Origin of the sequence: Microbacterium sp. J1-1 (assembly GCF_024498615.1) — a bacterium.
Taxonomy (GTDB): Bacteria; Actinomycetota; Actinomycetes; order Actinomycetales; family Microbacteriaceae; genus Microbacterium; species Microbacterium aurugineum.
This window is the reverse complement of the sequence record NZ_CP089590.1, coordinates 3023682-3049671: the sequence shown is the minus strand read 5'-3', so window position 1 is coordinate 3049671 and position 25990 is coordinate 3023682. Positions and strand designations below refer to the sequence as shown.

The 25990-nt window shown below is 68.0% G+C and carries 22 protein-coding genes; 10 read left to right on the top strand and 12 right to left on the bottom strand.

Annotated elements, in window-relative coordinates:
* Positions 1-16 precede the first annotated feature (16 nt).
* Positions 17-229 carry a heavy-metal-associated domain-containing protein gene (locus tag LRQ07_RS14830; RefSeq protein WP_047522544.1) on the bottom strand — a complete coding sequence of 71 codons (213 nt, stop codon included), beginning with the start codon at positions 227-229 and terminating at the stop codon, positions 17-19.
* Positions 230-450: 221 nt separating this feature from the next.
* Between LRQ07_RS14830 and LRQ07_RS14825 the strand changes: the two genes are divergently transcribed.
* The 3 genes from LRQ07_RS14825 to LRQ07_RS14815 are packed head-to-tail and all read left to right on the top strand — an operon-like array spanning position 451 to position 4053.
* On the top strand, positions 451-1278 hold the full coding sequence (locus tag LRQ07_RS14825) for a pyruvate, water dikinase regulatory protein (RefSeq protein ID WP_232763611.1): 828 nt from the start codon (positions 451-453) through the stop codon (positions 1276-1278).
* A gap of 48 nt (positions 1279-1326) precedes the next feature.
* Positions 1327-3711, top strand: coding sequence for a phosphoenolpyruvate synthase (gene ppsA, locus LRQ07_RS14820; RefSeq protein ID WP_256535067.1), 2385 nt, complete (start codon positions 1327-1329; stop codon positions 3709-3711).
* Positions 3712-3756: 45 nt separating this feature from the next.
* On the top strand, positions 3757-4053 hold the full coding sequence (locus tag LRQ07_RS14815; protein ID WP_134352195.1) for a hypothetical protein: 297 nt from the start codon (positions 3757-3759) through the stop codon (positions 4051-4053).
* A 5-nt stretch (positions 4054-4058) separates the two neighbouring features.
* Here the strand turns inward: LRQ07_RS14815 and LRQ07_RS14810 are convergent, their stop codons facing one another.
* Complete coding sequence (locus tag LRQ07_RS14810) at positions 4059-4754, bottom strand: ArsR/SmtB family transcription factor (protein WP_232763417.1); 696 nt, start codon at positions 4752-4754, stop codon at positions 4059-4061.
* Positions 4755-4820: 66 nt separating this feature from the next.
* Here LRQ07_RS14810 and LRQ07_RS14805 point away from each other — a divergent pair, with 66 nt between their 5' ends.
* The gene (locus LRQ07_RS14805) at positions 4821-5426 is read left to right on the top strand and encodes a flavin reductase family protein (protein ID WP_256535066.1); all 606 of its coding nucleotides are present in this window, start codon (positions 4821-4823) and stop codon (positions 5424-5426) included.
* A gap of 33 nt (positions 5427-5459) precedes the next feature.
* Here the strand turns inward: LRQ07_RS14805 and LRQ07_RS14800 are convergent, their stop codons facing one another.
* From LRQ07_RS14800 to LRQ07_RS14780, 5 genes are all read right to left on the bottom strand, one after another.
* On the bottom strand, positions 5460-6860 hold the full coding sequence (locus tag LRQ07_RS14800; protein WP_248540984.1) for a threonine/serine ThrE exporter family protein: 1401 nt from the start codon (positions 6858-6860) through the stop codon (positions 5460-5462).
* A gap of 64 nt (positions 6861-6924) precedes the next feature.
* Positions 6925-9252: a beta-glucosidase family protein gene (locus LRQ07_RS14795; RefSeq protein ID WP_256536448.1), complete on the bottom strand. Its 2328-nt coding sequence runs from the start codon at positions 9250-9252 to the stop codon at positions 6925-6927.
* A 29-nt stretch (positions 9253-9281) separates the two neighbouring features.
* Positions 9282-10154, bottom strand: coding sequence for a carbohydrate ABC transporter permease (locus tag LRQ07_RS14790; RefSeq protein WP_256535065.1), 873 nt, complete (start codon positions 10152-10154; stop codon positions 9282-9284).
* Complete coding sequence (locus LRQ07_RS14785; protein WP_052193815.1) at positions 10151-11089, bottom strand: carbohydrate ABC transporter permease; 939 nt, start codon at positions 11087-11089, stop codon at positions 10151-10153. The genes LRQ07_RS14790 and LRQ07_RS14785 overlap by 4 nt, the downstream gene beginning before the upstream one ends.
* The gene (locus LRQ07_RS14780; protein ID WP_256535064.1) at positions 11070-12359 is read right to left on the bottom strand and encodes an extracellular solute-binding protein; all 1290 of its coding nucleotides are present in this window, start codon (positions 12357-12359) and stop codon (positions 11070-11072) included. Before LRQ07_RS14780 ends, LRQ07_RS14785 begins: the two co-directional genes overlap by 20 nt.
* Positions 12360-12522: 163 nt before the next feature.
* On the opposite strand from LRQ07_RS14780, the gene LRQ07_RS14775 reads away from it, so the two are divergent.
* Positions 12523-13530, top strand: a complete 1008-nt coding sequence (locus tag LRQ07_RS14775) for a LacI family DNA-binding transcriptional regulator (protein WP_413775540.1) — start codon at positions 12523-12525, stop codon at positions 13528-13530.
* A 7-nt stretch (positions 13531-13537) separates the two neighbouring features.
* Here LRQ07_RS14775 and LRQ07_RS14770 read toward each other — a convergent pair whose 3' ends face one another.
* From LRQ07_RS14770 to LRQ07_RS14750, 5 genes are all read right to left on the bottom strand, one after another.
* Positions 13538-15073, bottom strand: a complete 1536-nt coding sequence (locus LRQ07_RS14770; protein WP_256535062.1) for an alpha-N-arabinofuranosidase — start codon at positions 15071-15073, stop codon at positions 13538-13540.
* Positions 15074-15124: 51 nt separating this feature from the next.
* Positions 15125-16051 carry a carbohydrate ABC transporter permease gene (locus LRQ07_RS14765; protein ID WP_256535061.1) on the bottom strand — a complete coding sequence of 309 codons (927 nt, stop codon included), beginning with the start codon at positions 16049-16051 and terminating at the stop codon, positions 15125-15127.
* Positions 16051-16998 (bottom strand): carbohydrate ABC transporter permease, encoded by a 948-nt coding sequence (locus tag LRQ07_RS14760; protein ID WP_256535060.1) that lies wholly within the window; start codon positions 16996-16998, stop codon positions 16051-16053. Before LRQ07_RS14760 ends, LRQ07_RS14765 begins: the two co-directional genes overlap by 1 nt.
* The gene (locus LRQ07_RS14755) at positions 16995-18332 is read right to left on the bottom strand and encodes an extracellular solute-binding protein (RefSeq protein WP_256535059.1); all 1338 of its coding nucleotides are present in this window, start codon (positions 18330-18332) and stop codon (positions 16995-16997) included. Before LRQ07_RS14755 ends, LRQ07_RS14760 begins: the two co-directional genes overlap by 4 nt.
* A gap of 95 nt (positions 18333-18427) precedes the next feature.
* Positions 18428-19474, bottom strand: coding sequence for a LacI family DNA-binding transcriptional regulator (locus tag LRQ07_RS14750; RefSeq protein ID WP_256535058.1), 1047 nt, complete (start codon positions 19472-19474; stop codon positions 18428-18430).
* 77 nt (positions 19475-19551) lie between these two features.
* On the opposite strand from LRQ07_RS14750, the gene LRQ07_RS14745 reads away from it, so the two are divergent.
* The 5 genes from LRQ07_RS14745 (at position 19552) to LRQ07_RS14725 (ending at position 25938) form a co-directional block, all read left to right on the top strand.
* A complete protein-coding gene (locus LRQ07_RS14745; protein WP_256535057.1) occupies positions 19552-20811 on the top strand; it encodes an FAD-binding protein in 1260 nt (419 codons plus the stop codon).
* 300 nt (positions 20812-21111) lie between these two features.
* On the top strand, positions 21112-22038 hold the full coding sequence (locus LRQ07_RS14740; protein ID WP_256535056.1) for a carbohydrate-binding protein: 927 nt from the start codon (positions 21112-21114) through the stop codon (positions 22036-22038).
* A gap of 148 nt (positions 22039-22186) precedes the next feature.
* Entirely contained in the window at positions 22187-23206 is a 1020-nt protein-coding gene (locus tag LRQ07_RS14735; protein ID WP_047524284.1) for a LacI family DNA-binding transcriptional regulator, read from the top strand.
* On the top strand, positions 23206-24744 hold the full coding sequence (locus LRQ07_RS14730; protein WP_256535055.1) for a sugar ABC transporter ATP-binding protein: 1539 nt from the start codon (positions 23206-23208) through the stop codon (positions 24742-24744). The genes LRQ07_RS14735 and LRQ07_RS14730 overlap by 1 nt, the downstream gene beginning before the upstream one ends.
* Before the next feature lie 186 nt (positions 24745-24930).
* Positions 24931-25938 (top strand): substrate-binding domain-containing protein, encoded by a 1008-nt coding sequence (locus LRQ07_RS14725; RefSeq protein WP_256535054.1) that lies wholly within the window; start codon positions 24931-24933, stop codon positions 25936-25938.
* Positions 25939-25990: the final 52 nt, after the last annotated feature.

Sequence of the window (25990 nt, the reverse complement as noted above, 5' to 3'; positions counted from 1 at the left end):
CCCGTGGTGTCGGCGTTCATGCCGTGCGCACGGCCGCGTACCCCGCCTCCGTGACAGCGGCGAGGATCTGTGCGTCGTCCACGCCGTCGGTGCTCGTGACGACGAGCTTGCCCGTCTGTGCGCTGACCTGGATCCCGTCGACGCCGGGAACCTCGGCGACCTCCTCGCGGACCGACATCTCGCAGTGCCCACACGTCATCCCGGTGACCTGGTACTCGTTGGTCGTCATTGCCTCTCCCATCCTCTGGTGTACCCCTATGGGGTATCGGATCATGACAACCATATACCCATCCGGGGTATTCCGCATCCCTGGATCCGGCTTGCCCTCTGAGCAAATTCGCTCATTCTTTCTCGGGAAGACCTCATGATGAAGGCAGTTACTTTCCTAGGCTCGGGAACGTGTCCGACGCTTCGACCCGCCAGCCCTCATCGCCCGTGCTTCCGGCCGGCGTGCTCGGAGATGACTCCGGTGCCGAGGTCCGGGACGCGTACTTCGTCTCGGACAGCACCGGTATTACCGCCGAGACCCTGGGGAACGCCCTTCTGGCGAACTTCCCCGGCGCGCGCTTCCGCCGCCACACCGTGCCCTTCGTCGACTCGGTGGACGGCGCCCGCGCCGTGATCGGGGATCTCCGGGTCACCCCGGCGGGCGCTGCTCCGATCGTCTTCACGACCGTGAAGTCCGCGCAGATCCTCGCGGAGTTCCATGCGTCGGGCGCGGTCGTGATCGACCTCCTCGGCGGGCATCTGCGGGAGCTCGAAGCCTCCCTCGGCAGTGCGGCCTCCGAGCAACTGGGCCAGTATCACGGCGTCGGCGACATGGAGCGTTACTTCGCCCGGATGCGGGCGGTCGAGTACGCGATCGAGCACGACGACGGCCAGAGCATGCGGGCGCTCGACATCGCCGACGTGATCATCATCGCGCCCTCTCGGTGCGGGAAGACCCCGACGACCATGTACCTGGCCCTGCAGTACGGACTGCTGGTGGCGAACTACCCGCTCACCGACGACGACTTCCCGTCCGACGGGCTGCCCGCGACGGTCGAACGGTTCGCGAGCAAGTGCTTCGGGCTGACGACGACGCCGCTCCGGCTGAGTCAGGTGCGTCACGAGCGGCGGCCGGACACGGTGTACTCCAGCCTCGCTCAATGCACGCTCGAGATCCGCCGCGCGGAAGACCTCTATCGGCGCAACCGCGTCCCCTTCCTCAACTCCTCCACGAAATCCGTGGAGGAGATGTCCGCCGTGATCATGCAGTCCATGCGCCTGCGCAGCTGATCGCGGTCTCCACCCCTCGCACACGACGCCCCACTCTCTGGAGATCACATGACGAACATCCTCTGGTTCACGCAGATCGGCATGGCCGACGTCGCCCAGGTCGGAGGCAAGAACGCCTCCCTCGGCGAGATGGTCTCGAACCTCTCCGGAGCCGGGGTGAGCGTGCCCGGCGGCTTCGCGACCACGGCCGACGCCTACCGGGACTTCCTCGCCGAGGGAGGACTCTACGAGCGCATCCGATCCACCGTGGAAGCGCTCGACGTCACGGATGTCGCCGAACTCGCGCGGGTCGGCGCCACCGTCCGCGAGTGGATCGAGCAGCAGCCGCTCCCGGCCGCCTTCGAGCAGGACATCCGTGCGGCCTACGCCACGCTCGTCGACTCCGATCCCGAGCCCGCGTCGGTCTCCTGGGCCGTGCGATCCAGTGCCACGGCGGAGGACCTGCCGGATGCCTCCTTCGCCGGCCAGCAGGAGACGTTCCTCAACATCAGCGGCATCGACAACATCCTCGCCGCGATCCGCAGCGTGTTCGCGTCGCTCTACAACGACCGGGCGATCGCCTACCGGGTGCATCACGGATTCGACCACCACGACGTGGCGCTGTCGGCGGGGATCCAGCGCATGGTCCGCTCCGATGTCGGGGCCTCCGGCGTGCTCTTCACGGTCGACACCGAATCCGGATTCGATCGTGCGGTGTTCATCACCAGCTCCTACGGTCTGGGCGAGGCGGTCGTGCAGGGGGCGGTGAACCCCGATGAGTTCTACGCCTACAAGCCCGCCCTGCGAGAGGGACGGCCGGCGATCCTCAAGCGTTCGGTCGGCGAGAAGGCCGTGAAGATGGTCTACGCCGACGGCACGCACGCGGGCGGCAGCACCGTCTTCACCGATGTCCCCGCCGCCGAGCGCGTCCGTTTCAGCATCACCGATGCCGAGGTGGAAGAACTCGGACGGCAGGCCCTGGTCATCGAGGAGCACTACGGGCGCCCGATGGACATCGAGTGGGGCAAGGACGGCATCGACGGACGGCTGTACATCCTCCAGGCCCGCCCGGAGACGGTGGTCTCCCGCGCCGACGGCAAGGAGATGCGGCGGTTCGTGCTCGAGGAGTCGGGCACGGTGATCACCGTCGGTCGCGCGATCGGGCAGAAGATCGGAGCCGGACCGGTACGGGTCATGACCTCGCTCGCGCAGATGGACGCCTTCCGGCCCGGGGACGTGCTGGTCGCCGACATGACGGATCCCGACTGGGAGCCGATCATGAAGCTCGCCTCCGCCATCGTCACGAATCGCGGTGGTCGTACCTGTCACGCCGCGATCATCGCGCGCGAGCTGGGCATCCCCGCCGTCGTGGGCACGGGCGACGCGACCACCGTTCTGAGCGACGGGCAACGGGTCACGGTGTCCTGCGCCGAGGGGGACAACGGCTTCGTCTACGAGGGAATGCTCGGGTTCGAGGAGATCATCACGCGTCTCGATGCGATGCCCGAGAGCCCGACGAAGATCATGCTCAACGTCGGCACTCCCGATCAGGCGTTCGCCTTCGCGAAACTGCCCAACCGCGGCGTCGGGCTCGCGCGACTCGAGTTCGTCATCAACCGGCAGATCGGCATCCACCCGCGCGCGCTCCTGGACCATGAATCGCTGCCGACGTCCCTGCGTGCCGACATCTCCGAGCGCATCGCGGCCTACGCGTCTCCTCGGGAGTACTTCGTGCGCCGCGTCGCGGAAGGGGTGTCGATGATCGCCGCGGCCTTCGCGCCGGAACCCGTCATCGTGCGGTTGAGCGACTTCAAGTCCAACGAGTACGCCAACCTCATCGGCGGGGAGCTCTACGAGCCGCAGGAGGAAAATCCGATGCTCGGCTACCGCGGCGCCTCCCGCTACATCTCACCGGACTTCCGAGCGTGCTTCGACATGGAGTGCGAGGCGCTGCGGTTCGTGCGGGACGAGATGGGTCTCACCAACGTCGAGATCATGGTCCCGTTCGTGCGCACCCTCGGTGAAGCGGCGGCCGTGACGGAACTGCTGAGCGAGAACGGCCTGCGACGGGGCGAGAACGGACTGCGCGTGATCATGATGTGCGAGCTCCCCTCGAACGCCGTGCTCGCCGAGGAGTTCCTCGAGTACTTCGACGGCTTCTCGATCGGCTCGAACGACATGACCCAGCTCACGCTCGGACTCGACCGCGACTCCGGATTGGTGGCCTCGACCTTCGATGAACGCGACCCGGCCGTGCTGCGGATGCTCTCGATGGCCATCGAGGCGTGCCGCCGTGCGGAGAAGTACGTCGGAATCTGCGGTCAGGGCCCGAGTGACCATCCCGATCTCGCCGAGTGGCTGGTCTCGCAGGGGATCGAGTCGATGTCACTCAACCCCGACACCGTCGTGGAGACCTGGCTGCGGCTCGCCGCGCAGACCGTGCCGGTTCCCTGACCGCGCCGGGGCGTCCGTGTCGGTCGACACGAGTAGTCTCAGGTCATGGGAACCCTCGAGTACAACAGCTCTCGTCCTCCGATCGTGGTCGACGACGAGACGCTGGCGCATCTGAAGATCGTCATCGGGACGAAGCTTCGCCGTCATGAGAGCTTCATGATGACCTGGTTGCCGGAGGAGAAGAACCCCGCCGGCCGGCTCACGATCTGGATGCACCCGAGCATCCCGTTGAGCCTCGCGTTCGACCACGCGGAGATGCCGGCGATCGACTCGAAGCGGATCGAACGCATGATGGAGAACCTGAACGCCCGCGGCGAGCTCGTCCTCGATCAGCTCGGCTAGGAGGATCAGCGGCGGACGGGGGCTCCCGGAAGAAGGTCTGCGAGACCTTCCCTCCCCGCTGCGGTGAGACGCACGGCACGGGGGTTGGACGGAACGCGCTCGATCCAGGCGTTCTCCGTGAACGTCGCGAGCAGCATGTCCGCGGCCAGCCCGGCGAGGTGCTCGCGTCGTTCCGTCCAATCGAGGCACGGGCGGGTGAGAGCGCGCCTCGGATGCGTCGGCAGTTCGATCCCGAAGGACGCCACCCAGGTTCGTCCGGCCGGGGTGAGTGAGAAATCGGACTCGATGTAGCCTGTCGCGCGCATGCCGTCAGCGAGTGCGACACCGAGCGTGCCCGCGAGATGGCGGTAGCAGGTACGAGCCTCCTTGATGGCGCGGTCACGGTGCTGGGCGTCGAGCGACGGCGTGGCGGGCCGGACACGACCGGAGAATGCGGCGAGTGCCTCGACCAGGTCAGCGGCGCGGGTGCCGGCGAGTCTGAGGTAGCGGTGTCGTCCCTGGCGGACTTCTTCGACGAGACCGGCATCGAGCAGTTTGTCGGCGTGCTCGCTCGCGGATGACCGAGCGATGTCGGCGGCCCTGGACAGTTCCGTGAGCGTCCATGCCCTTCCATCGAGCAGGAGCAACAGCATCGACGCGCGCGCCTCGTTGGCGAAGACGGCGGCCGTCGCCGCCAACTCCGGGCTGCTCGTCCCCTCCATGTCGAGGATTTTATCGCCCGCACCGTTCGGTCCAGCCCGAACGGTTCGAGCCACAGACTTGCCCTCATGAACTCGACTCTGGCGATCGAACCCTCCGTGTTCTACTTCGGCACCCCTGTGGCCCTGCTCACCACGGCGAAGGCCGGCGACGAAACCGCGAACATCACGCCCATCTCGTCCGCATGGGCATTGGGCGACACTTACGTCCTGGGACTGAGCAACGTGGGCAAGGCGATGCGCAATCTCCGCGACAACGGCGAACTCGTGATCAACCTTCCCGACGCTCGGTTGTGCGAGTCGATCGAGAGGATCGCCGACACCACGGGGGTTGCGGACGTCCCGGCACCCAAGCGGGACAAATACCGATTCGAGCCGGACAAGTGGACGCTCGGCGGGTTCACTCCACGGCCGAGTGGGATCGTCGGGCCGCCGCGGATCGCCGAGTGCCCCGTGCAGATGGAGGCTCGTGTCACGAACCTGACCCCGCTGGATGAGAAAGGCGACGCCACCATCGTCCATGCGAAAGTCCTGCGCACACACGTGCATCAGGCGCTGGCGGTGCCGGGGACCTCCTACGTCGACGTCGATGCCTGGAAGCCGATGTACTACACGTTCCGGCACTACTTCGCGCAGGGCGAGCGGGTCGGGGTCAACTTCCGCGCGGAGCGGTGAGCCGTTCGGCTCGGGTTGCGAGACGGGTGGGGATCAGCGGCGGACGCGGGCGCGCGTCTTCGCGACGCTGGCGAGGGTCGCGCGCAACGGAGTGCCCAGGTACAACCCGAGGGAGGCGCCGGAGGCGAGACCGATGCCGATCACCGCAGCATCGATGAGCGAGCCTCCGGCATACAGCATCCCGGTCGAGGTGCCGGCTGCGTGCACCATCTCGAGCAGACCCTGGAACACGGCCACACCGGGGACGAGGGGGACGATCGCCGCGGTCGTCACCGCGACCGACGGCACGTGCAGGTTGCGGGCGATCAGCATGCCGAGGAAACTCGCCAGCAGCGCGCCGACCGCGCTCGCCGCCGCGGGATGCAGGTTCAGGGCGATGGATGCCGAATACCCCGCGAGCGTGACGGCACTGAGCAGTGCGCTCACCAGGATGATCCGGATCCCGGCGCCGTTGAACACGGCGACCGCGATGGCGACGATGATCGCACCGGCGAACTGGTTCAGCAGCGGGCCGAACGGCGCGGGGTCGTCGGGGAGACCCATCGTGAAGCCCAGGACACTGCCCAGCTCGAGGCCCACGAGGATCCCGATCACGACCCCGAGCGTCTGCATCGTGAGGTCGAGGATGCGTCCGCCGGCGGTGAGCGCGAAGCCGTCGATCGCGTCCTGCGCCGCCCCGACCACGGTGAGTCCGGCGAGCATCAGCACGATACCCGCGGCCACGATGATGGACGGGCGGATGCCGACGAAGGGTTCGACCCCCGCGGCGCCGAGAGCCGACACGGCAACCGCCACCCCGGTCGTCACGAAGCCACCGGCGATCTGGCTGAAGAACAACGGGACCCGGATCCTGGCGAGAGCCGCCTGGGTCAGCGCCGCGCAGAGCGCCGCGACGAAGGTGAGGGCGACGATGATCGGGGAGGCGCCGAGCATGATGCTCACCCCGACGGCGAGCAGAGCCCGCGCGACGATGACCACCGGCTGCTGGTAGCGGAAGGGCACCCGTCGGATCGCCCGGAACGTCGCGCGCGCGGATTCGAGGTCGAGTCCGTCATCGATGTCCGCCACCAGGGCCTGCACCCGCTGGAGCTTCGCATGGTCCGGAGCCGTCACCCGCACCACGCGGACCAGCGTCTCCGGCCAGACCTCGCCGCTCAGGTGGAACGACACCGTGATCGAGTTGTAGGTGACGTCGACCTGGACGCCCTTCATCCCATACGCGTCGCACACGCGGATGATCGCGAGCGTCACCTCGTGCGCGGAGGCCCCGACCGCGAACATCGACTCGCCGATACGGGTCGCAAGGTCCAGCACCCGCGGTACCGTGCGTTCGTCGATGACGGGCATCGCCTCGGTGGCCGCGACGGCCGAGGGATCGGTGTGCAGCAGGCGGCGCACCGACGTGAGCAGCGGCCGGCGGGATCTCGCGGACATGTCTCCATTCTCCCGGCCGGGAGGCGATCCGTCACGGGCGCGCCGCGATCGGACCGCCCGCCCGTCAGGGAGCAGGGGTGATGTCGATCGTGGCGGAGGTCTCGACGTCGTCGCAGGCCGACCCGACCCAGAGTCGGATGCGCCCCGGCTCCACGCGTCGCACGCCGTCCAGGCCGGTGAAGGCGAGGCGCTCGGTGGGGACCGCGAACTCGATGACCTGTTCCGCACCCGGTGCCAGGGACACCCGGCGGAAGTCGACCAGCTGCGCGACGGGGCGGGCCACGCTCGCGACCTCGTCGTGCGCGTAGAGCTGCACGACGTCGGTGCCCTCGCGGGAGCCGACGTTCCGCACGCGAACGGTGACCTGGAACGTCTGCCCCGCGGTCACGGTCTCGTCAGCCGTCAGGTCCCCGTGCTCGAACGTCGTGTAGGCGAGCCCGAATCCGAAGGGACGCACGGGCGTCGGATCGACGCTCGTCACATCGGTGCGTCCTCCGAGGGCGGCGTGCAGGTAAGAGTACGGCTGCGCGCCGGCGGATCTCGGCAGGGACACCGGCAGGCGACCGGACGGGGACACGCGTCCGCTCAGCACGGCGGCGATCGCCGCGCCTCCTTCCTCCCCGGGGAAGAACCCGTGCAGGACGGCGGCCGGCAGGGGAGGCTGCTCCGTCGGCGATGTCCGGCCGGCCGGCGCGGGGGAATTGACCGATCCGAGACCCGCGTTCGTCCCGGCGGCGGTCGCCCGCGGCGGGAGCGCCCAGCCCAGAGCATAGGGGCGGCCGGTGAGAGCGACGACCACCACCGGGGTGCCGGTGGCGACGATCGACTCGACGAGTGCGCGCTGTACGCCGGGCAGGTCGAGGGAGTCGACGTCGTTGCCCTCGCCGACCGTGCCGCGTCCGAACAGGCCGGCACGGTCACCGATCACGACGATCGCGACATCGGCCTCGGTGGCCTGCGCGATCGCCGAGGGGAAACCGCTGCGGTCCTCGCCGTCGACCTCGCAGCCGACGGCGTGGGTGATCGTCGCCGAGGGGAGCTCCGCCCGGAGCGCGTCGAGCACGCTCGGCAGCGCGATGCCGGCGGGTACTTCGGGGTGGTGGGCGAGGACGTGGTTGACGAAGGAGTAACACCCCATCAATGCCTCGGCGCTGTCGGCATTCGGTCCGATGACCGCGATACGCGGCGACGCGGACGGGTCGAGCGGGAGGATGTCGTCGTTGCTCAGGAGGACGAGCGACTCCTCGGCCAGACGGCGGGCCAATCCACGATGCTCGGGCGAATCCAGGTCGACCTCGCGCGGCGGATCGGTGAAGTCCGCGTCCAGCAAGCCCAGCTCCTCCTTCTGCGTGAGCACGCGCCCGACGGCCCGATCCAGGATGCTCTCCGGCAGAGACCCGTCGCGCACCTGTGCGGCGAGCGTCGTGTACGCGTCGGGAGAGGGCAGCTCCACATCGATTCCCGCGGTGAGCGCGAGCGCGGCCGCCTGGGCGGAGTCGGCGGCGACATGATGCATGGTGCGCAGGAAATCGACGGCGAAGTAGTCGGACACCACGACCCCGTCGAATCCCCAGCGTCCGCGCAGCACCTCATCGAGGTAGTACGGATCCGCGGCGACCGGCACGCCGTCGATATCGCTGTAGGAGTTCATGACGCTGCGCACACCGCCTTCCCGCACCGCCATCTCGAACGGCGGAAGGAGCACGTCCTCCACCTCGCGACGACCGGCGGACACCGGAGCGTGGTTGCGGCCGGCGCGAGAGGCGGAGTACCCCACGAAATGCTTGAGCGTGGCGTGCACACCTTCCGCCTGCATGCCGCGCACATAGGCGGTTCCGACGGTTCCGACCAGCAGCGGGTCCTCGGCGATGCACTCGTCGACGCGTCCCCACCGCGGGTCGCGGATCACATCCAGCACCGGCGCGAGACCCTGATGGATCCCGAGGGTACGCATCGACGATCCGATCGCTCGCCCGACCTGTTCGACCAGATCCGGGTCGAAGGACGCTCCCCACGCGAGCGGCGTCGGGAAGGTCGCGGCCTTCCACGCGGCGAGCCCGGTCAGGCACTCCTCGTGCACGAGAGCGGGGATCCCCAACCGGGTCTCCCGCTGCAGCCGCGCCTGCTCGCCCCACAACCAGCTCGCCCGCTCGATGGGCTCGACGGGGCGCGTGCCGTAGACGCGGGTCAGGTGACCGATCCCGTGAGCCGTCGCCTCCTCGTAGCGCGTGGACGTCCGCTTCTCGCCGGCCATCGGGGCGACGAGTTCGTTGCCCTGGTCAACCCAGAAGCCGACGAGTTGCGCTTGCTTCTCCTCCAGCGTCATCTGGTCCAGGAGGCTCGCCACGCGTGCGGAGAGCTGAGGGCGGGGGGTGGGGGAGAGCACATCCATCTCTTTCTGTGGAACTTCGGTCGACATCGTCAACCCTTGACGGCGCCGGTCAGTCCGCCCACGATCCGACGCTCGAACAAGCTGAAGAAGATCAGGGCGGGGATCATCGACAGCGAGGTGAATGCCAGCACCTTCGCGGTGTCGACGGAGTACTGGGAGGCGAACGACTGCACGCCGAGGGGGAGCGTGAACGAGGCCGCATCGTTGAGGATGAACAACGGGAGGAGGTACCCGTTCCAGCTGCCGATGAACGCGAGGATGCCGGTGGTGATCACGCCGGGGATAGACAGCGGCAGCACCATGCGCCAGAAGAAGCCGATCCTGCTGCATCCGTCGATGAACGCGGCTTCCTGGATCTCGTCGGGGATCGCCCGGAGGAACGGCACCAGGATGATGATCGTCGTCGGCAGGGCGAAGGCGATCTGCGGCAGGATGACCCCACCGAGGGAGTTCATCAGGCCGAGGTTCCGCACCACGATGTACAGCGGCGTGATGGCCACGGTCAGCGGGAACATGAGGCCGGCGGCGAAGAACGCGTAGAGCACTCCGCGTCCGGCGAACCGGTAGCGGGCGAGCACGTAGGCCGCCATCAGCCCCAGGGCGACCACGCCGATGGTGGTGGCGAGGGCGACGATGGTCGAGTTGAGCACCTGGCGCCAGAAGATGCCGCCCGTGATCACGTCGAGGTAGTTCTGGATGAGCCACGGGCTCGGCAGCCCTGACGGGTCCGTCGTGATCTGGGCGTTCGTGCGGAAACCGCCGATGATGATGTACGCGATCGGAGCGAGCATCAATCCGACGACGATCAGTGCGACGAAGTAGACGGTCGGGTTGGCCCACGGCAGCCGCGCGCGCGGGGCGCGCCCCGATCGCTGGGTGACGAGTAGCGAGGTGGCGGTCATCGCGTCGTCCTCTTCTTCCGTGCAGGGGCGCCGGTCAGGGCGCCGTCGGTGTCGCGTCGTAGCACCGCGCGCTGGTAGACGAGCGCCACGACGAGCGAGATCAGGAACAGCACGACCGCGACGGCGTTGCCGTACCCGAAGTTGCCGGCGTTGCGTCCTTCGGAGACCATGTAGGTCGCCATCGTCGAGGTCCCGGCGGTGGAGGCGATGTACTGCCCCCAGATGATGTAGACCAGGTCGAACAGCTGCAGCGAGCCGATGATCGACAGGAATGCCCAGATGCGCAGCGTCGGAGCCAGCAGGGGCAGCGTGATGCGCCACTGGATCTGCCAGTACGAGGCGCCGTCGATCGCGGCGGCTTCGTGCAGCTCCTCGGGAATGCCCTGGAGCCCGGCGAGGAACAGGATCACCGCGAATCCGACGTACTTCCAGGTGATGATCACCATCAGCGTCCAGATCGCGATGTCCGGATTCGAGAGCCAGTCGTTCGCGAGGAATCCGAGGCCCATCTTCTCCAGCAGGTCGTTGAACGCACCGCTGGTCTGCAGCATCAGGCTCCATCCCGTTCCCACGACGACCTCGGAGATCACGTAGGGGATGAAGATGAGGACGCGGATCAGTGACTGGCCGCGCATCCGCCGGTTGAGCAGGAGGGCGAGCAGGATCGCCGCCGGCCCCTGGAAGACGAGCGAGAAGACCAGGATGAACCCGTTGTGCGCGAGCGCGTCGTGGAACAGCGGATCCTGCAGGATCGTGAGGTAGTTCTTGAGTCCGACGAAGTCGGTCGGAGGGCCGTAGCCCTGCCAGCTGAAGAACCCGTAGTAGCCCGCCATCAGCACCGGGAAGATGACGAAGGCGAGGAAGACGAGGAGGGCCGGCCCGGCCAGAAGGATCACTTCCAGCCGGGCGGAGACCCTATGCCTTTGCTGCGGCATCCTGGACGGCCTTGACGATGTCCTCCGGGGTTCCCTGACCGGCGAGCATGTTGACGACGGCGACGTTGAGGGCGTTGCCGACGTTCTGTCCGTAGACGGTGTCCAGCCACTGGGTGGCGTACGGTGCGGCGTTGTAGGCCTCGAGGATGGCCTGCAGGTACGGCTCGGTCACGGCTTCCTGCGCGACGGTGTTCACCGGCGGAGCGTTGAACGCCTTGTAGTAGGCGGTCTGCACCTCGGAGGTGCCCAGGTAGTTGAGGAAGTCGACGCAGGCATCCGGCGCATCGACCGAGCACGAGTACCCGTCGACGCCACCCATCATCGAGCCCGGCTCGCCTTCGCCGCCCTCCACTTCGGGGAAGGGGAACCACGAGAGGTCGGGAAGCGGCTTCTGGTCGGGCGTCAGGGAGCCGATCACGCCCGGGTTCCAGGCGCCCATGAGCTCCATGGCCGCCTTGTGGTTGGCGATCAGTCCGGCCGAGCTGGCAGCGCCCTGCTGCGCGGTCGTGGTCAGGAAGCCGGAGTTGAACGGTTCGGTGGCTGCGAAGGCCTGCAGGTCTTCACCGGCGCGCACCCAGCAGTCGTCGTCGAAGTTCATCTCATCGGCAGCCTGGGCGAGCGTGTCCGAGCCGCATTCGCGCAGGGCCAGCCAGTAGTACCAGTGCGCTGCGGGCCAGGCGTCCTTGGCACCGAGGGCGACGGGATCGATCCCCGCACTCTTGAGGTCCTCGGTCGCGGCCTCGAGCTCGTCGAGCGTGGTCGGGTTCTCGGCGATGCCCGCCTCGTCGAACAGGTCCTGGCTGTAGAAGAGTCCTCCGGGGAGGACGGCCACGGGAAGGGCGTAGATCTTGCCGTCGAGGCTGCTCGCCGAGTAGGCGGCATCGGAGATCTCCTCCGCGGCGGCACCCGTGATCGAGTCGGTCAGGTCCTTGAGCTGTCCTGCTTTGACCATCGCGGCCATCTTGCCGCCGCCGCGCTGCAGGAAGATGTCGGGGGCATCGCCGGAGTTCAGAGCGGTCTGGAGCTTGCCGTCGAGATCCTCGTTCTGGATCGACTGGATGTCGATGGTGACGCCGGGATTCGCCTCTTCGAAGTCGGCGACGGTCTGCTCCCAGAATTCCACCCCCGGTCCCGTCGTGGAGTTGTGCCAGAGGGTCATCGCCGAGTCTCCGCCGTCGTCGGTCGAGCCGGCCGTGCACCCGCTGAGCGCGAGAGCTCCGACCGTGGCGATCGTGGCGAGGGACACGAGGGAGCGCCGTGTGCTGTTCATGTGATCGTTCTCCTCATCGAGAGTTGCGCCGCGCGTCTCTGCGGGCGCCGCGGTGGCAGGAGGTGCGACCGCGTCGCGTTGCAGTCTGCTGTCGTCGAGAACTTTCGTCAAACGTTTTCGAAAACAGTTTCCATGGCGGGCGCGCAGCCGGATACGCTGGGCGATCATGAGCAGGAGAACGACGATCCACGATGTCGCGAAGGCGGCGGGCGTCTCGGTGTCGACGGTGTCGAAAGCCGTCAACGGACGCTACGGGATCGCGGATGAGACGGTCCGACGTGTGCTCGACGTCGTGCAGGAGCTCGGCTACGAATCGAGCCTGGTGGCCAGCAGCATGCGCGCCAGACGCACCGGCGTGATCGGGGTGCTCCTCGCCGACTTCGAGCCGTTCAGCGCCGAGATCCTCAAGGGCGTCGGCGCAGCGGTGCACGGTACCGGTTTCGATCTGCTCGCGTACAGCGGGTCGCGGCACGGACAAGGGGAGGGGTGGGAGCGCCGATCACTCAGCCGCCTCTCCGGAACGCTCATCGATGCCGCGATCATGGTCACACCCACCGTCGTGGGGGCCTCGGCCGAGATTCCCGTGGTCGCGATCGACCCGCACACGGGCCGGGCCGACCTGCCGACGGTCGAGTCGGACAGCTTCGGCGGGGCTCTCACCGCGACCCGCCACCTCCTCGAGCTCGGCCATCGCCGGATCAGCTTCCTTGGTGGTCGTCCCGACCTTCGCTCCGCGGGACTGCGTGACGCCGGCTATCGGCGTGCGCTCGCCGACGCCGGCATCCCGGTGGATCCCGATCTGATCCGCGCGGGGCGCTACGAGCTGGAGACGACACGGGATTCGGCGAGGATCCTCCTGGCGGGTCCGGAGAGGCCGACGGCCGTGTTCGCCGCGAACGACCTCTCCGCCATCGCCGTGATCGAGGTCGCGCACGAGCTCGGGCTCCGGGTGCCGCAGGACCTCTCGGTGGTCGGATTCGACGATGTGCCGGAGGCCACCCGCCGAGCCCTGCCGCTCACCACCATCCAGCAGCCGATGCGTCGACTCGGGGCGGTGGCCGCGGAGATGGTCTTCGCGCTGCTCGCCGGCGAGCCCATCGAGGAGATGAACGTGACCCTGCCGACGAGGCTGGTCGTGCGGGCGACCACGGCGGCGATCGCCCGCACGTAGGCCGGGGTCAGGCGCGAGCGACCTCGAGCTGGATGACCGACCAGGACAGCGGCGGCAGGGTCGCGCGCACCGCGCCGTCCACGACCTCGACCGCACCCAGCGGCACCATGTGGACGCTGTCGGGAGCGGTCTCGAGGTTCGACGTGTGGCGGTCGCCGCCCTCGGGGATCGTGAGGGTCTCGGCTTCCACCACGCGCAGGTCACCGAGCCCGTGCAGGTCGATCGTCAGGTCGCTCGATTCGTCCAGCGAGCGGTTCGCGACGAACACGGCCACCCGACCGGTCGCCTCCTCCCACGTGGCGGCGGCGTCCACCGCGTCGACGCCGCCGTAGCGCTTCGTCTCGATCTGCGCCGCCGAGACGGCGAGTCGGAGGATGCGGCCCTTCGCGAGACGCGCCATGCGCTCGAAAGGCCAGAAGCTCGTCTGGCGCCAGGCCGCTCCGCCCTCTTCGGATCGGATCGGTGCGATCACGTTCACGAGCTGCGCCTGGTTGGCGATCTTCACACGGTCGCCGTGCCGCAGCAGGCTGTTGAGCAGCGTCCCGACGACGACGGCATCCGTCACGTTGTAGGTGTCCTCGATCAGCCGAGGGTGCTGCCTCCACCCGGCCTTCTCGATCTCCTTCGCTTCGACGTCGTTGTACTTCACCTGATCCCACACGTTCCACTCGTCGAAAGAGATGTCGATCTGCTTCGTGTGCTTGCCCGCGGCCTTCACCGCGTCCACCGTCGCGATGACGCCCTCGATGAAGGCGTCCATGTCGGTGGACTCGGCGAGGAACGACTCGGCGTCGCCGTCGTGCTCCTGGTAGTACGCGTGCATCGAGACGAAGTCGACCTCGTCGTAGGCGTGCGAGAGCACCGTGTGCTCCCAGGTGCCGAACGTCGGCATCGAGCGGCCGGACGACCCGACCGCGACGAGCTCGATGGAAGGATCGACCAGTCGCATCGCCTTGGCGGACTCCTGCGCGAGCCGCCCGTATTCGGCCGCGGTCTTGCCCCCGATCTGCCAGGGGCCGTCGAGCTCGTTGCCGAGGCACCACAGCCTGATGTCGAACGGCTGCTCGGCCCCGTTCCTGCGACGCAGATCCGACCAGTACGTGCCTCCGGGGTGGTTCGCGTACTCGACGAGGGCGCGGGCCTCCTCGACACCGCGGGTGCCGAGGTTCACGGCCTCCATGACCTCGACCTCGGCCTCTTTCGCCCAGGCCATGAACTCGTGCAGGCCGAACGCGTTCGTCTCGACGGTGTGCCAGGCACCGTCGAGACGCACCGGCCGGTCCTCTGCGGGGCCGACACCGTCTTCCCAGCGGTATCCGGACACGAAGTTGCCGCCGGGGTAGCGGACCACGGTCGGTCCCATCTCCTTCACCAGAGCCAGGACGTCGCGGCGGAAGCCGCGCTCATCGGCCTGAGGATGACCGGGCTCGTAGATGCCGGTGTAGACACAGCGACCCATGTGCTCGACGAACGAACCGAAGAGTCTCCGGGGGACGTCGGCGATCGTGAAGTCGCGGTCGATGGTGATGCGGGCCTGAGACATTGTTCTCCTCGGGTCTGGCTCTGCGGGTGGGGTGGTGCGGGAGGGCAGGGATCACTGACCGCCGAAGCCGCTGGTCGCGACTCCCTTGACGATCTGCTTCTGGAAGATGATGAAGACGACGATCAGGGGCAGCGCCGCGAGCACGGCTTGCGCCATGACCTGTGCGTACTGCACGCCGTAGGCGCTGATCACGGTCTGCAGGCCGACCGGCAGCGTCATGAGCGTCGTGTCGTTGATGACCAGGAACGGCCAGAGGAAGTTGTTCCAGGCGCTGATGAACACGAAGATCGCCACCGACGCCATGATCGGACGGGACAGCGGGAGCACGATCGACCAGAAGATCCGGAACCGTCCGGCGCCGTCGACCCGTGCCGCATCTTCCAGCTCGATCGGGATGGCATCGAAGAACCGCTTCAGGATGAACACCATCGCGGGTGCCACGACCTGCGGCAGGATCAGCCCCGCGTAGGTGTCGACCAGGTTGAACGCGAGCATCTCGTAGAACAGCGGGATGATCAGCACCTGGGGCGGGACGACGATGGAGGCGATGATCGCCACGAACAACCACTTGCGGCCGGTGAAGTCCAGGCGGGAGAAGGCATAGGCCGCGAGGGCGGAGATGGCCAGCGTGATCACGGTGATCGCGACGGACGTGAGCAGGCTGTTGAGCCCCCACACGTAGACGTTGCCCTGCGACAGGATCGCCGTGAAAGCCTCGATCGTGGGTCCGCTGGCGCCGATCCAGCCCGGATCGCCGGAGGCGGCATCCGTCTCGGTCTTGAACGCGGTCGCGACCGCCCAGAGGAAGGGCAGCAGCCAGCCGACCGCGAGGAGCAGCAGCACGACGAAAGCGGCGATGCGGAGTGGGCCGAAGGGGTTTTGGCCGGGAAGACGCGGCCGCCGATCACGACGGCTCGATGCCGTCGTGATCGTCTCGGTGGCAGTGGGGACGACGGGGGATACGGTGGCGGTGGACATCAGAGCTGCTCCTTCCGGCGGCGCGAGATCAGGGCCTGCGCGACGCCGAGGATGACGATGAGGGCGAAGAACACGTAGGAGATGGCGGCCGAGTAGCCGAACCGGTAGCTGACGAAACCGGCCTCGTAGATGTACTGCACGATGGAGCGGGTGGTGTCGCTCGCGACCCCGCCGAGCATCTGATACGCCTGGTCGAACAGCTTGAGCGAGGCGAGGATCTGCAGGATCAGGATGAGGACGGTCGCCGGGCCGAGCTGGGGGAGGGTGATCGACCAGAACTGTCGCCAGGCGCCGGCGCCGTCGAGGGAAGCGGCCTCGTACTGCTGCGGCGGGATGTTCTGCATCGCGGCGAGGTACAGCAGGAAGTTGAAGCCCACCGTCCACCACACGGTGGCGATCACGATCGACAGCATGTTCGTGTCGGGATTCTGCAGCCAGGCGAGCGGTTCGAGACCGAAGAGCTCGAGGATGTTGTTCGCCGCGCCCACTTGGGGGTTGAAGATCCAGACCCAGATCTGCGAGATCACGGTCGAGGCGAGCAGGAACGGCATGAAGAACGAGAGGCGCCACAGCCATTGTCCCGGGATGCCGCGGTCGACGAGAGCCGCCATCGCGAGGGCGACCACGACGAGAGGCACCGTGGAGAGCAGCGTGAACCAGACGGTGTTGCCCATCGACTGCCACATCTTCGGGTCGCCGAACGCCTCGGCGTAGTTGGCGAAGCCGATGAACGCGCCGCCGGCCCCGGTGAGGGACTGGTCGGTGAAGCTGAGGATGATGCCGTGGATGATGGGCCAGACGAGGAACAGGACGAAGGCCACGAGGAACGGCGCGAGGAAGGCCCAGCTGATGAGCTGTTCGCGGTTGCGCGAGCCGGCGCGGCGACCCCGCGGGGTGGTGCGGGACCCGGTGACGATGGTGCGCGTGGAGTCGGTGAGCGCGGTCATGATCCGAACGTCCCTTCGGGGTCTGCCGGGTTCGGCTGTCGGAGCAGGGTGTTGACCCGCGCCTCGAAGCGGTCGATCGCGGTCGCCGGGTCGTCGCCCGAGAGCAGTACACCCTGGACGGCCGCGCCGAACTCGGACTGGAAGTTCGAACCGGACCCGGTGAACCATGCGGTCGGGTCGTACACGACGTGCTGGGCCGCTTCGGCGTAGTTCGCCTGGGGGATCAGGTCCGCGTACTCCGGGGATTCGGTCACGGGAAGGAACGCGGGGATGTGCCCGGCCTCGGCCCACCCGAAGGAGTTCTTGAGCATGTCGGCCACGAACTGGTAGGTGAGGTCGCGTCGGACCGGATCGGCGTGGGACTGATGCGGGAGCACGAACGAGTGGGAGTCGGCGTAGACCGCCGGTGTGCCGAACAGCGTGGGGATCATCGTCGCGTCGAACGGGATCCCGGCGGCCTGCATGGTGCGGAGTTCCCAGACACCGGTGAACAGCATGCCGCTCTTGCCGGTGGCGAACTCGGCGATGGCGCTGCCGTAGTCGGCCTGTGCCAGGGCGATCTCTCCGTCGAGCAGGGTGCGCATCAGAGACAGTGATTCGACGGCGACATCTTTGTCGATCGTCGCGGGCCCACCCGGAGGGAGTTCCATGGCCGCGCCGTGCTGCGAGTAGAACGTGTAGAACAGGCGCCACATCTGGGCGCCGTCGCCGAGGTAGCCGTAGGACAGCGCATGCCCCTCGGCGGAGCCCCCGATTGCGCGCAACTGGTCGAGGAACTCCTCGGGTGAGGAGGTCTCGGCCAGTGCGCCGTCGCTGTCCAGGACGCCTGCGGCATCACAGATGTCGGTGTTGAACATCATCACGAAGGGGTGGGCGTCGAGGGCGACGCTGTACATGTCGCTCCCCACGAAGCCCTTCTCCCAGATCGGAGCGGGGAAGGTCGAGCTGTCGACGCCGAGCTCGGCGAGGCGGTCGAGGTCCCAGGGGTCGAGGAGACCACCCGGGGCCCAGCCGACGGTGCGGGTCGCATGCATGATGGCGACATCGGGGGCGCGACCACCGGCACCCGCCATCGCGAGTTTCGTGTAGTACGGAGTGCCCCACGCGAGCACGGTCGGGCGGATGCGGAAGGCGCTCTGTGCACCGTTCACCTCATCCAACAGCTGCGACATGGTGACACCGTCGCCTCCGCTGAGCAGGTGCCAGAACTGCAGGGTCTGCGGGCCGGTGGCGGATGCCGCACCGGGCGCGCACCCGCTGAGCAGGGCCGCGCCGGCGGCGAGGGAGGTGGCAGCGAGGAACTGCCTTCTGGACAGATCGAGCGGGGGCGTCATCGTCACTCCTTCGTGACAGGGCGGGTGGACGACTCATCATTACATCGATGTAATCGGATGTGCAAGCATCGATCGCGCTCCGATGCCGGCGGAGGTCAGGGGCGGTAGCCGGCCGGGCGGCCCTCCGTGCTCGCGCGTTCCAGGAGGTGGTGCGAGAGGGTGAGTGCCCGCGGCGGAGCCGTGCGGTCGTCCATGCGGGACTCCAGCAGGCCGAGTGCCGCGATCGCGAACGCCTGTCGATCGAACGCGATCGAGGTCAGTGCCGGGGAGGTGAACCGCGAGAACTCGACATCGTCGAAGCCGGTCACGATGACGTCGTGCGGCACTCGGATGCCGTTGTCGTGCAGGGTGTGCAGAGCCCCGAGCGCGAGCGAATCCGTGAACGCCACGATCGCGTCGAAGGGCACGCGGCGATCGAGCAGGGCACGCACCGCCTCCGCGCCACCGGCCATCGACCAGGGCAGACGATTGATCTCGAGGGCAGGATCCCGGGCGATGCCCGCCTCGCGGAGCGCATCGTGCACACCCTCGAGGCGCAGCCGGCTCGTGGCTGTCGCGATCGACGGATCGTCGTCGGCGCCGACCACCGCGACCCGTGTCGCGCCGCGGGCCAGCACATGCCGCGTCGCATCGGCGGCAGCCTGTCGGCTGTCGATGCGCACATGGTCGGCGCGGTTCTGCTCCACCTCGCCGATCACCACCAGCGGCGGAAGGCGGTCGGCGTACTTCAGCACGCTGTCCTCGAGGCGGATGGGGTTGAGGATGAGGCCGTCGACCAGGTGCGCGCGGGCGCGGGAGACCAGCTCCTTCTCACGCTCGGGCTCGGATGCCGTCTCCTCGATCTGCACGGCGAGGCCTTTTCCGTGCGCAGCCTCGACGATGCGATGCACGAGCTCTGCCGAGAATGCGGTCGCGAGATCGGGGAGGGCGACGGCGATGATCCCGGAGCGCCCCTTGCGCAGTCCCCGCGCGCTGAGGTTGGGAACGAAGTCGAGCTGCGCCATCGCGGACTCGACCTTGGCCCGAGTGCTCTCATTGACGGGAACTGTGCCGGTCACGACGTTCGACACCGTCTTGGGGGAGACCCCGGCGAGGGCCGCGACATCCTTCATGGTGGCGCGGGGCGGCGGCAGCGCTGTCATCCGGTCAGCCTAGCGCCGAGCCCGGCTGATGCGGAGTACATCGATGTAGTCGATCGGCGGGTGGCTATCATGGCGCAATGAGCAGCGAGCGCAACTGGGCAGGCAACCTGACGTACCGGGCCTCGGCGGTCGCGCACCCCGAGTCCGTCGACGAACTCGGCGCCCTGCTCGGGCAGGGCGGGCCGGTGCGCGTGCTCGGCTCACGGCACTGCTTCAACGACATCGCCGACACCGAAGGCGTGCTCCTCGTGCTCGACCGTCTGCCCTCGGTGTTCGAGGTGAGCGCCGACCGGACGGCCGTGCGGGTCTCCGGTGCCGCGCGCTACGGCGACATCGCGCCCCTGCTCGACGCGGAGGGACTCGCGCTCGCCAATCTGGCCTCACTCCCGCACATCTCCGTCGCCGGAGCGGTGGCCACCGGAACGCACGGTTCCGGCGACGCCATCGGTTCGCTCGCGAGCGCGGTCCGAGGCCTCACGATCCTCACGCCCTCCGGCGAGACCCGCAGCCTGGAGCGGGGGGATGCCGACTTCGACGGCGCGGTCGTGAGCCTCGGGGCTCTCGGTGCGGTCCTCGATGTGACGCTCGACGTCGAGCCGACCTACGAGATCGCTCAGCACGTCTTCGAACATCCGGATTGGGACGCGGTGCTCGCCGACTTCGACGAGGTCACCTCGATCGGCACCAGTGTGAGCCTGTTCTCGACGTGGGAGCGCACCGACGTCATCGACCAGATCTGGGTCAAGCAGCGTCTGCCCGAAGCGCGCGAGGCCGCCCGGGTGTCCCTGTTCGAACGGCTCGGAGCCGTCGCTGCCGTGAGCAAGCGGCATCCCATCCTCGGCGTCGACCCCATCGCCTGCACCGAACAGCTCGGGGTCGCCGGGCCGTGGTTCGAGCGGCTGCCGCATTTCCGGCTCGACTTCACCCCCTCGGCCGGCGCCGAGATCCAGAGCGAGTACCTCGTGCCGCGTGAGGATGCCGTGGCCGCGATCCAGGCCGTGCGGACCCTCGCGGGGCAGATCGCGCCCCTGCTGCTGGTGAACGAGATCCGCACCGTGCGCGCGGACAGTCTGTGGCTCAGCCCGTCGTACGGGACGGATGCGGTCGGTCTCCACTTCACCTGGAAGCCGGATGAGGCGGCCGTGCGCGCTCTGCTGCCGACGATCGAGGCAGCGCTTCCCGCCACGGCGCGTCCGCACTGGGGCAAGGTGTTCACCCTCGACGGCGCCGAGACGCGCTCGCGATACACGCGCGGAGACGACTTCGCCGCGCTCGCCGCCCGCTACGACCCGGACCGCCGCCTGGTGAACCCCTACCTGGAGCGGCTCGGCCTCTAGTCCGCTCTCGCCCCGCCCGTCCGGGTCGGCCCCTGACCGCTCCGGTCGCGATATGGCAGCCAGAACGGCCGCTTTGGGTGCCATATCGCGACTGGAGCCCCTGGGTGAAGAGCAGAGCGGCGGGGCGGGAGGATCGAGTCTTGTGCTCGAATTCTGTTACCGGTAACATCAAGCGGGGCGGCGTGGGCCGCCGCGCTCGGAACGCCCGGAGCGACACAGGGGTACCGCTCGGTCCACATCGACAAGCTCGAGTTCAACCAGGACGGCACCATAAAGCCGATCGTCGGAACGCGTGCCGGGGTGGAGCAGGTGGAGAGCTTCGACCCGTACCGCACCTTCGAAGCGGAGACCCTGCCCTGGCAGCTGGGCATCACGACGATCGAGGGGGATGCCGATTCGGTCGAGTTCCCCGAGCACAACGGTTCAGGGAACATGGTGCTGTCCGGCGTCGACGACGGTGACTTCTCCGGAATCTCCGGCGTCGACTTCGGCTCCGGTGCCCGGAAGGTGTCCGCGACGGTGAAGCCGTTGGCCGCCGGAGGCAGCATCCAGGTGCGTCTGGATGACGTCGACGGCGCGGTCGTGGCGGAGATACCCGTCGACGGCACGATCGGGGAGTGGACGACGGTCGAGGCCGAGGTCACCGGTGCGACGGGCGAGCACGATGTGTTCTTCGTCTTCGCCGCAGCCGAGGGCGCGGACGTCGAGACCGACGTGTTCGAGGTCGACAACTGGGCGTTCACTCCGATCGACGACAATCCGGGCACCGAGCTGAACGTCCGGCTGTCCGTCGACACCGCTGCCGCAGGAAGCACGGTGACCGTGACCGCCACCGGCGTGACGAGTGACGAGGTCGAGATCGGCATCGAGAGCACGTATCGGGCGCTCGCGACCGCGACGGCGGTGGCCGGCCGGATCCAGGAGACCGTGACGATCCCTGCCGACATGGCGGCGGGTGCACATCACATCGTGCTCCGAGACGGCGAGACCGAGCTCGCACGGGTGCCGCTCACCATCACCAGGTCGAGCGCTGGTGGCGGCACCGGTGGCGGTTCCTCCGCCGGAGGAGGCGCGGGCGGTTCCGACGGTTCCCTCGCGAACACCGGTGGCGACGCCAGCGCGTCGTTGACGGCGATGTGGCTCGGGGTGCTGCTCCTGGCGCTCGGATCCGGTTTCTGGGTCCTGCGTCGCCGCGGCCGCGCGGTCGTGGAGGTCGAGAGGGAGTGAGGTGAGGTCGCCGCTCGCACGCGGTGACCTCCGCTCCCGGCCCGCCCCTTCCTGGCTCCCCGCAGCAGGAAGGGGCGGGTCCCTCTGCCGTTGCGTGGTTCCCGCTGTTCTCGGTAACATCGCTCAGACAGGGCCGACGGAGGTGCGCATGGTGAACGTCGGCTCGGACAAACCCAACATCCGACAGGTGGCCGTGATCGCCGGGGTGTCGCACATGACGGTGTCGCGGGTGTTGAACGACCATCCCAACATCAAGCCCGATACGCGGCGCCGCGTGCTGGAGGCGATCGAGGAACTCGACTACCGGCCGAATCTGGTGGCACGTGCGCTCGCGACGCAGCGGTCCCGCCGCATCGGCGTGCTCGTCGAGAGCCCAGGCGCTTTCGGGCCGACCAGCATCCTGAGCGCGGTCGAGCTGGCCGCCCGCGGCGCGGACTACTCCGTCGCCCAGATCGCGCTGCACGAGGGCGATGGTCTCTCGCCACAGGAGGCGGTCGAGAGCCTGATGACGCAGGGAGTCGATGCGCTGTGCGTGATCGCGCCGCGCTCCTCCTCGGTGGCGGCGTTGCGCCGGGTCGTCATCAACGTCCCGATGCTCGTGGTCAAGGCGGATGCCGATCCCACCTTCCTGACCGTGTCGATCGACCAGCACGCCGGGACCACCTTGCTGGTGGATCATCTGGTAGCCCTCGGCCATCGAGACATCCTGCACATCTCCGGTCCCCTGGACTGGCTCGACGCCCGCGCCCGCGAGCGCGCCTTCCACTCCCGGGCGAAGTCCTGGGGCATCCGCGAACGTCCGATCGTCGTGGGCGACTGGACCGCCGACTTCGCCTATGACTTCGCGATGGGCCTGAACCGGCTGCCCGACTACACCGCCGTGTTCGCCGCGAACGACGACATGGCGATCGGTCTCATCCACGGACTGCACGACAAGGGCTTCAGTGTTCCGAACGATCTCAGCGTCGTCGGTTTCGATGACGTGCCCCTCGCGCGGCACTTCCTGCCGCCGTTGACCACCATCCGCCAGGACTTCCACGCCCTCGGAGTCGCCGTGGTCGAGATGCTGCGTGCGGCGATCGAGGAACGTGAGATCCCTGCGTTCACGCGCATCCCCACCGAGATCGTCGCCCGAGCCTCGACCGGGCCACCGCGGGAGGTGCGGTGATGTCCGCCCCCGGACCGGAGCCCATCGTCGAGCTCTCCGGGATCACGGTGGACTTTCCGGGTGTGCGCGCGCTCGAAGACGTCGACTTCCGTCTGTTCCCCGGCGAGGTGCACGCGCTGATGGGCGAGAACGGCGCAGGCAAGTCCACCCTCATCGCGGTGCTCACGGGAACCTGCACGCCGGTCGCGGGCACCGTGACGATCGCGGGGGAGCAGCGTCGGCTGTCCGGTGTCGCCGACAGCCGCGCGGCCGGCATCGCGACCGTGTTCCAGGAGACGCAGCTCAGCCCGAACCTCAGCGTCGCGGAGAACGTGATGCTCGGCCACGAGCGTCGAGGGATGTTCGGGATCGACTGGCGTCGCACGCGGGCCGATGCGGCACAGGCGCTGGGCAGACTCGGACTGGACGACCTCGACCCGCGGACACCGGTCTCGATGCTGTCGCCGGCGCAGAAGCAGCTGGTCGCGCTCGCGCGCTCGGTCGTGGATCAACCCGACGTGCTGGTCCTGGATGAGCCCACCTCGAGTCTTGACCAGGCGGAGGTCGCCACCCTGATGCGGGTCATCCGCAACCTTCGCGAGCGGGGGGTGGCGATCCTGTTCGTGTCGCATCTCCTCGAGCAGGCGTTCGCGATCAGCGACCGGATGACCGTCCTTCGCGGGGGTCGCCTGATCGGCGAGAACGCCACCCGTGATCTGGACAGGGCAGAGCTGATCTCCCAGATGCTGGGCAAGGACATCGAGAGTCTGCGCGCCCTGAAGTCGGAACGGAAGTCGCATCACTACGTCTCCGATGCCCTCCCCGCCCTCCAAGCCCTCGACATCGGACGTCGTGGCGAGTTGGCCGAGACGGACATAGAGATGCAGAGAGGCGAGATCGTCGGCTTCGCCGGGCTGCGCGGCTCAGGTCGGACCGAGCTCGCGAGCCTGCTCTCGGGCGTCGCCCGCGCGGACTCCGGTGAGGTCTGGGTCGAGGGGGAGCGGGTGGAGCTGCGCAGCCCCTCGGTGGCTCTGCGTCATCGCATCGCCATGTCCACGGAGAACCGGCGCACCCAGGGCATCATCGGCGACCTCACCGCGCGAGAGAACATCCTGCTGTCGCTGCAGGCTCTGCGCGGATGGTCGAGGCCGCTGTCGGCGGGTGAGTCCGCGGCGTTGATCGACTCCTACGTCGAGGGCCTGCATCTCGATACCGTCGACCTCGATCGCCCGGTGAAGATGCTCTCCGGTGGTGCGCAGCAGAAGGTCCTCCTCGCCCGTGCGCTCGCGGTGCGCCCGCATGTGCTGATCCTCGACGAGCCGACGCGGGGGATCGACATCGCGGCGAAGCTCGACATCCAGCGCCGTGTCAGCGAGCTCGCTGCCGGAGGGGTCGCGGTCGTGTTCATCTCGTCGGAGCTCGAGGAGGTCGTGCGGGTGAGCGACCGCATCATCGTCCTGAAGGACCGCGAGAAGATCGGCGAGCTCAGCAACGGGCCTGGTGTCACCGTCGACACCGTGGTTGAGATGATCGCGGCGGATGTGGACTCTCGGCTGTGACGATTGTGCCCGGTAACACTATGAGGATGACGATCTAGCCCCGGTATTCAAGTTACACGTTGTGTTCCAGTCTTTGTTCCCGGTAACATCGGCTCCGGGACACGACGACAGTGTTCTGCAATCACCAGGACCACGATCGGTCCGAAACGGTTTGCCGGGTTCATCCCGGCGTCTCAAGGAGGAGAAATGTCCGTGAAGAAGCGCATGCGCACGGCGATGGGCCTGGCAGCTGCAGGAGTTCTCGCGATCGGTCTCGCGGCCTGCTCGACCGGTGGATCGGGTGACGGCGGCAGCGGCGACGGCGGTGACGAGGGAGAGCTCACGACCGTCGGGTTCGTCGCCGTCGGTCCCGAGGGAGCATGGCGCGAGGCGAACGAGCGAAACATCCAGGACACCTTCACGGAGGACGCCGGATTCGACCTCAAGTACGCGCCCGCGACGAACCTGGACCAGAAGTCGCAGATCGACGCGTTCACGTCGTTCGTCGACGCCGGTGTCGACGTGATTCTGCTCTCGGCCACCGAGGCATCCGGCTGGGAGGACTCGCTCAAGCGTGCACAGGAGGCGGAGATTCCCGTGATCCTGCTCGACCGCGGCATCGAGCCGGACGACGACAGCCTCTACGTCACCCGCATCGCCCCCGACAACGTCGAGGTCGCCAAGGAGGTCGGCACGTGGGCCGCAGCGACGTTCCCCGACGGTGGCAACTACGTCGTGCTGGAGGGACCGGCCGGCGTCGGCGTCGTCAATGAGCGCAACGAGGGCTTCGACGAGGGCCTCGGAGGTTCGTCGCTGAACAAGCTCGATGCCCAGACCGCGAACTGGTCGGCGGAAGAGGGCAAGAGCGTCTTCGAGACCATGCTGAAGGCGAACAGCAACGACATCCAGTTCGTGTTCGCGCAGAACGACGAGATGGGTCTCGGCGCGGCGCAGGCCGCGGAAGAGGCGGGTCTGGTCATCGGCACGGACGTCAAGATCGCGACGATCGACGGCACCAAGAACGCGATGCAGGCACTCGCGGACGGACAGCTCAGCTACGTGCACGAGTACAACCCGCTGTTCGGTGAGACCGCCCTCGACGTGGTGAAGAAGACCCTGGCCGGCGAATCGGTCGAGTCCTACATCATCGTCCCCAGCGAGGCGTTCGACTCCGCCGAGGCGGCCCAGGCCGTTCTGGCCGACCGCAAGTACTGATCAGACCGAGGCCTCGGCCTCACGCCGGGTGGCGCAGCGCGATCTGCGTCAC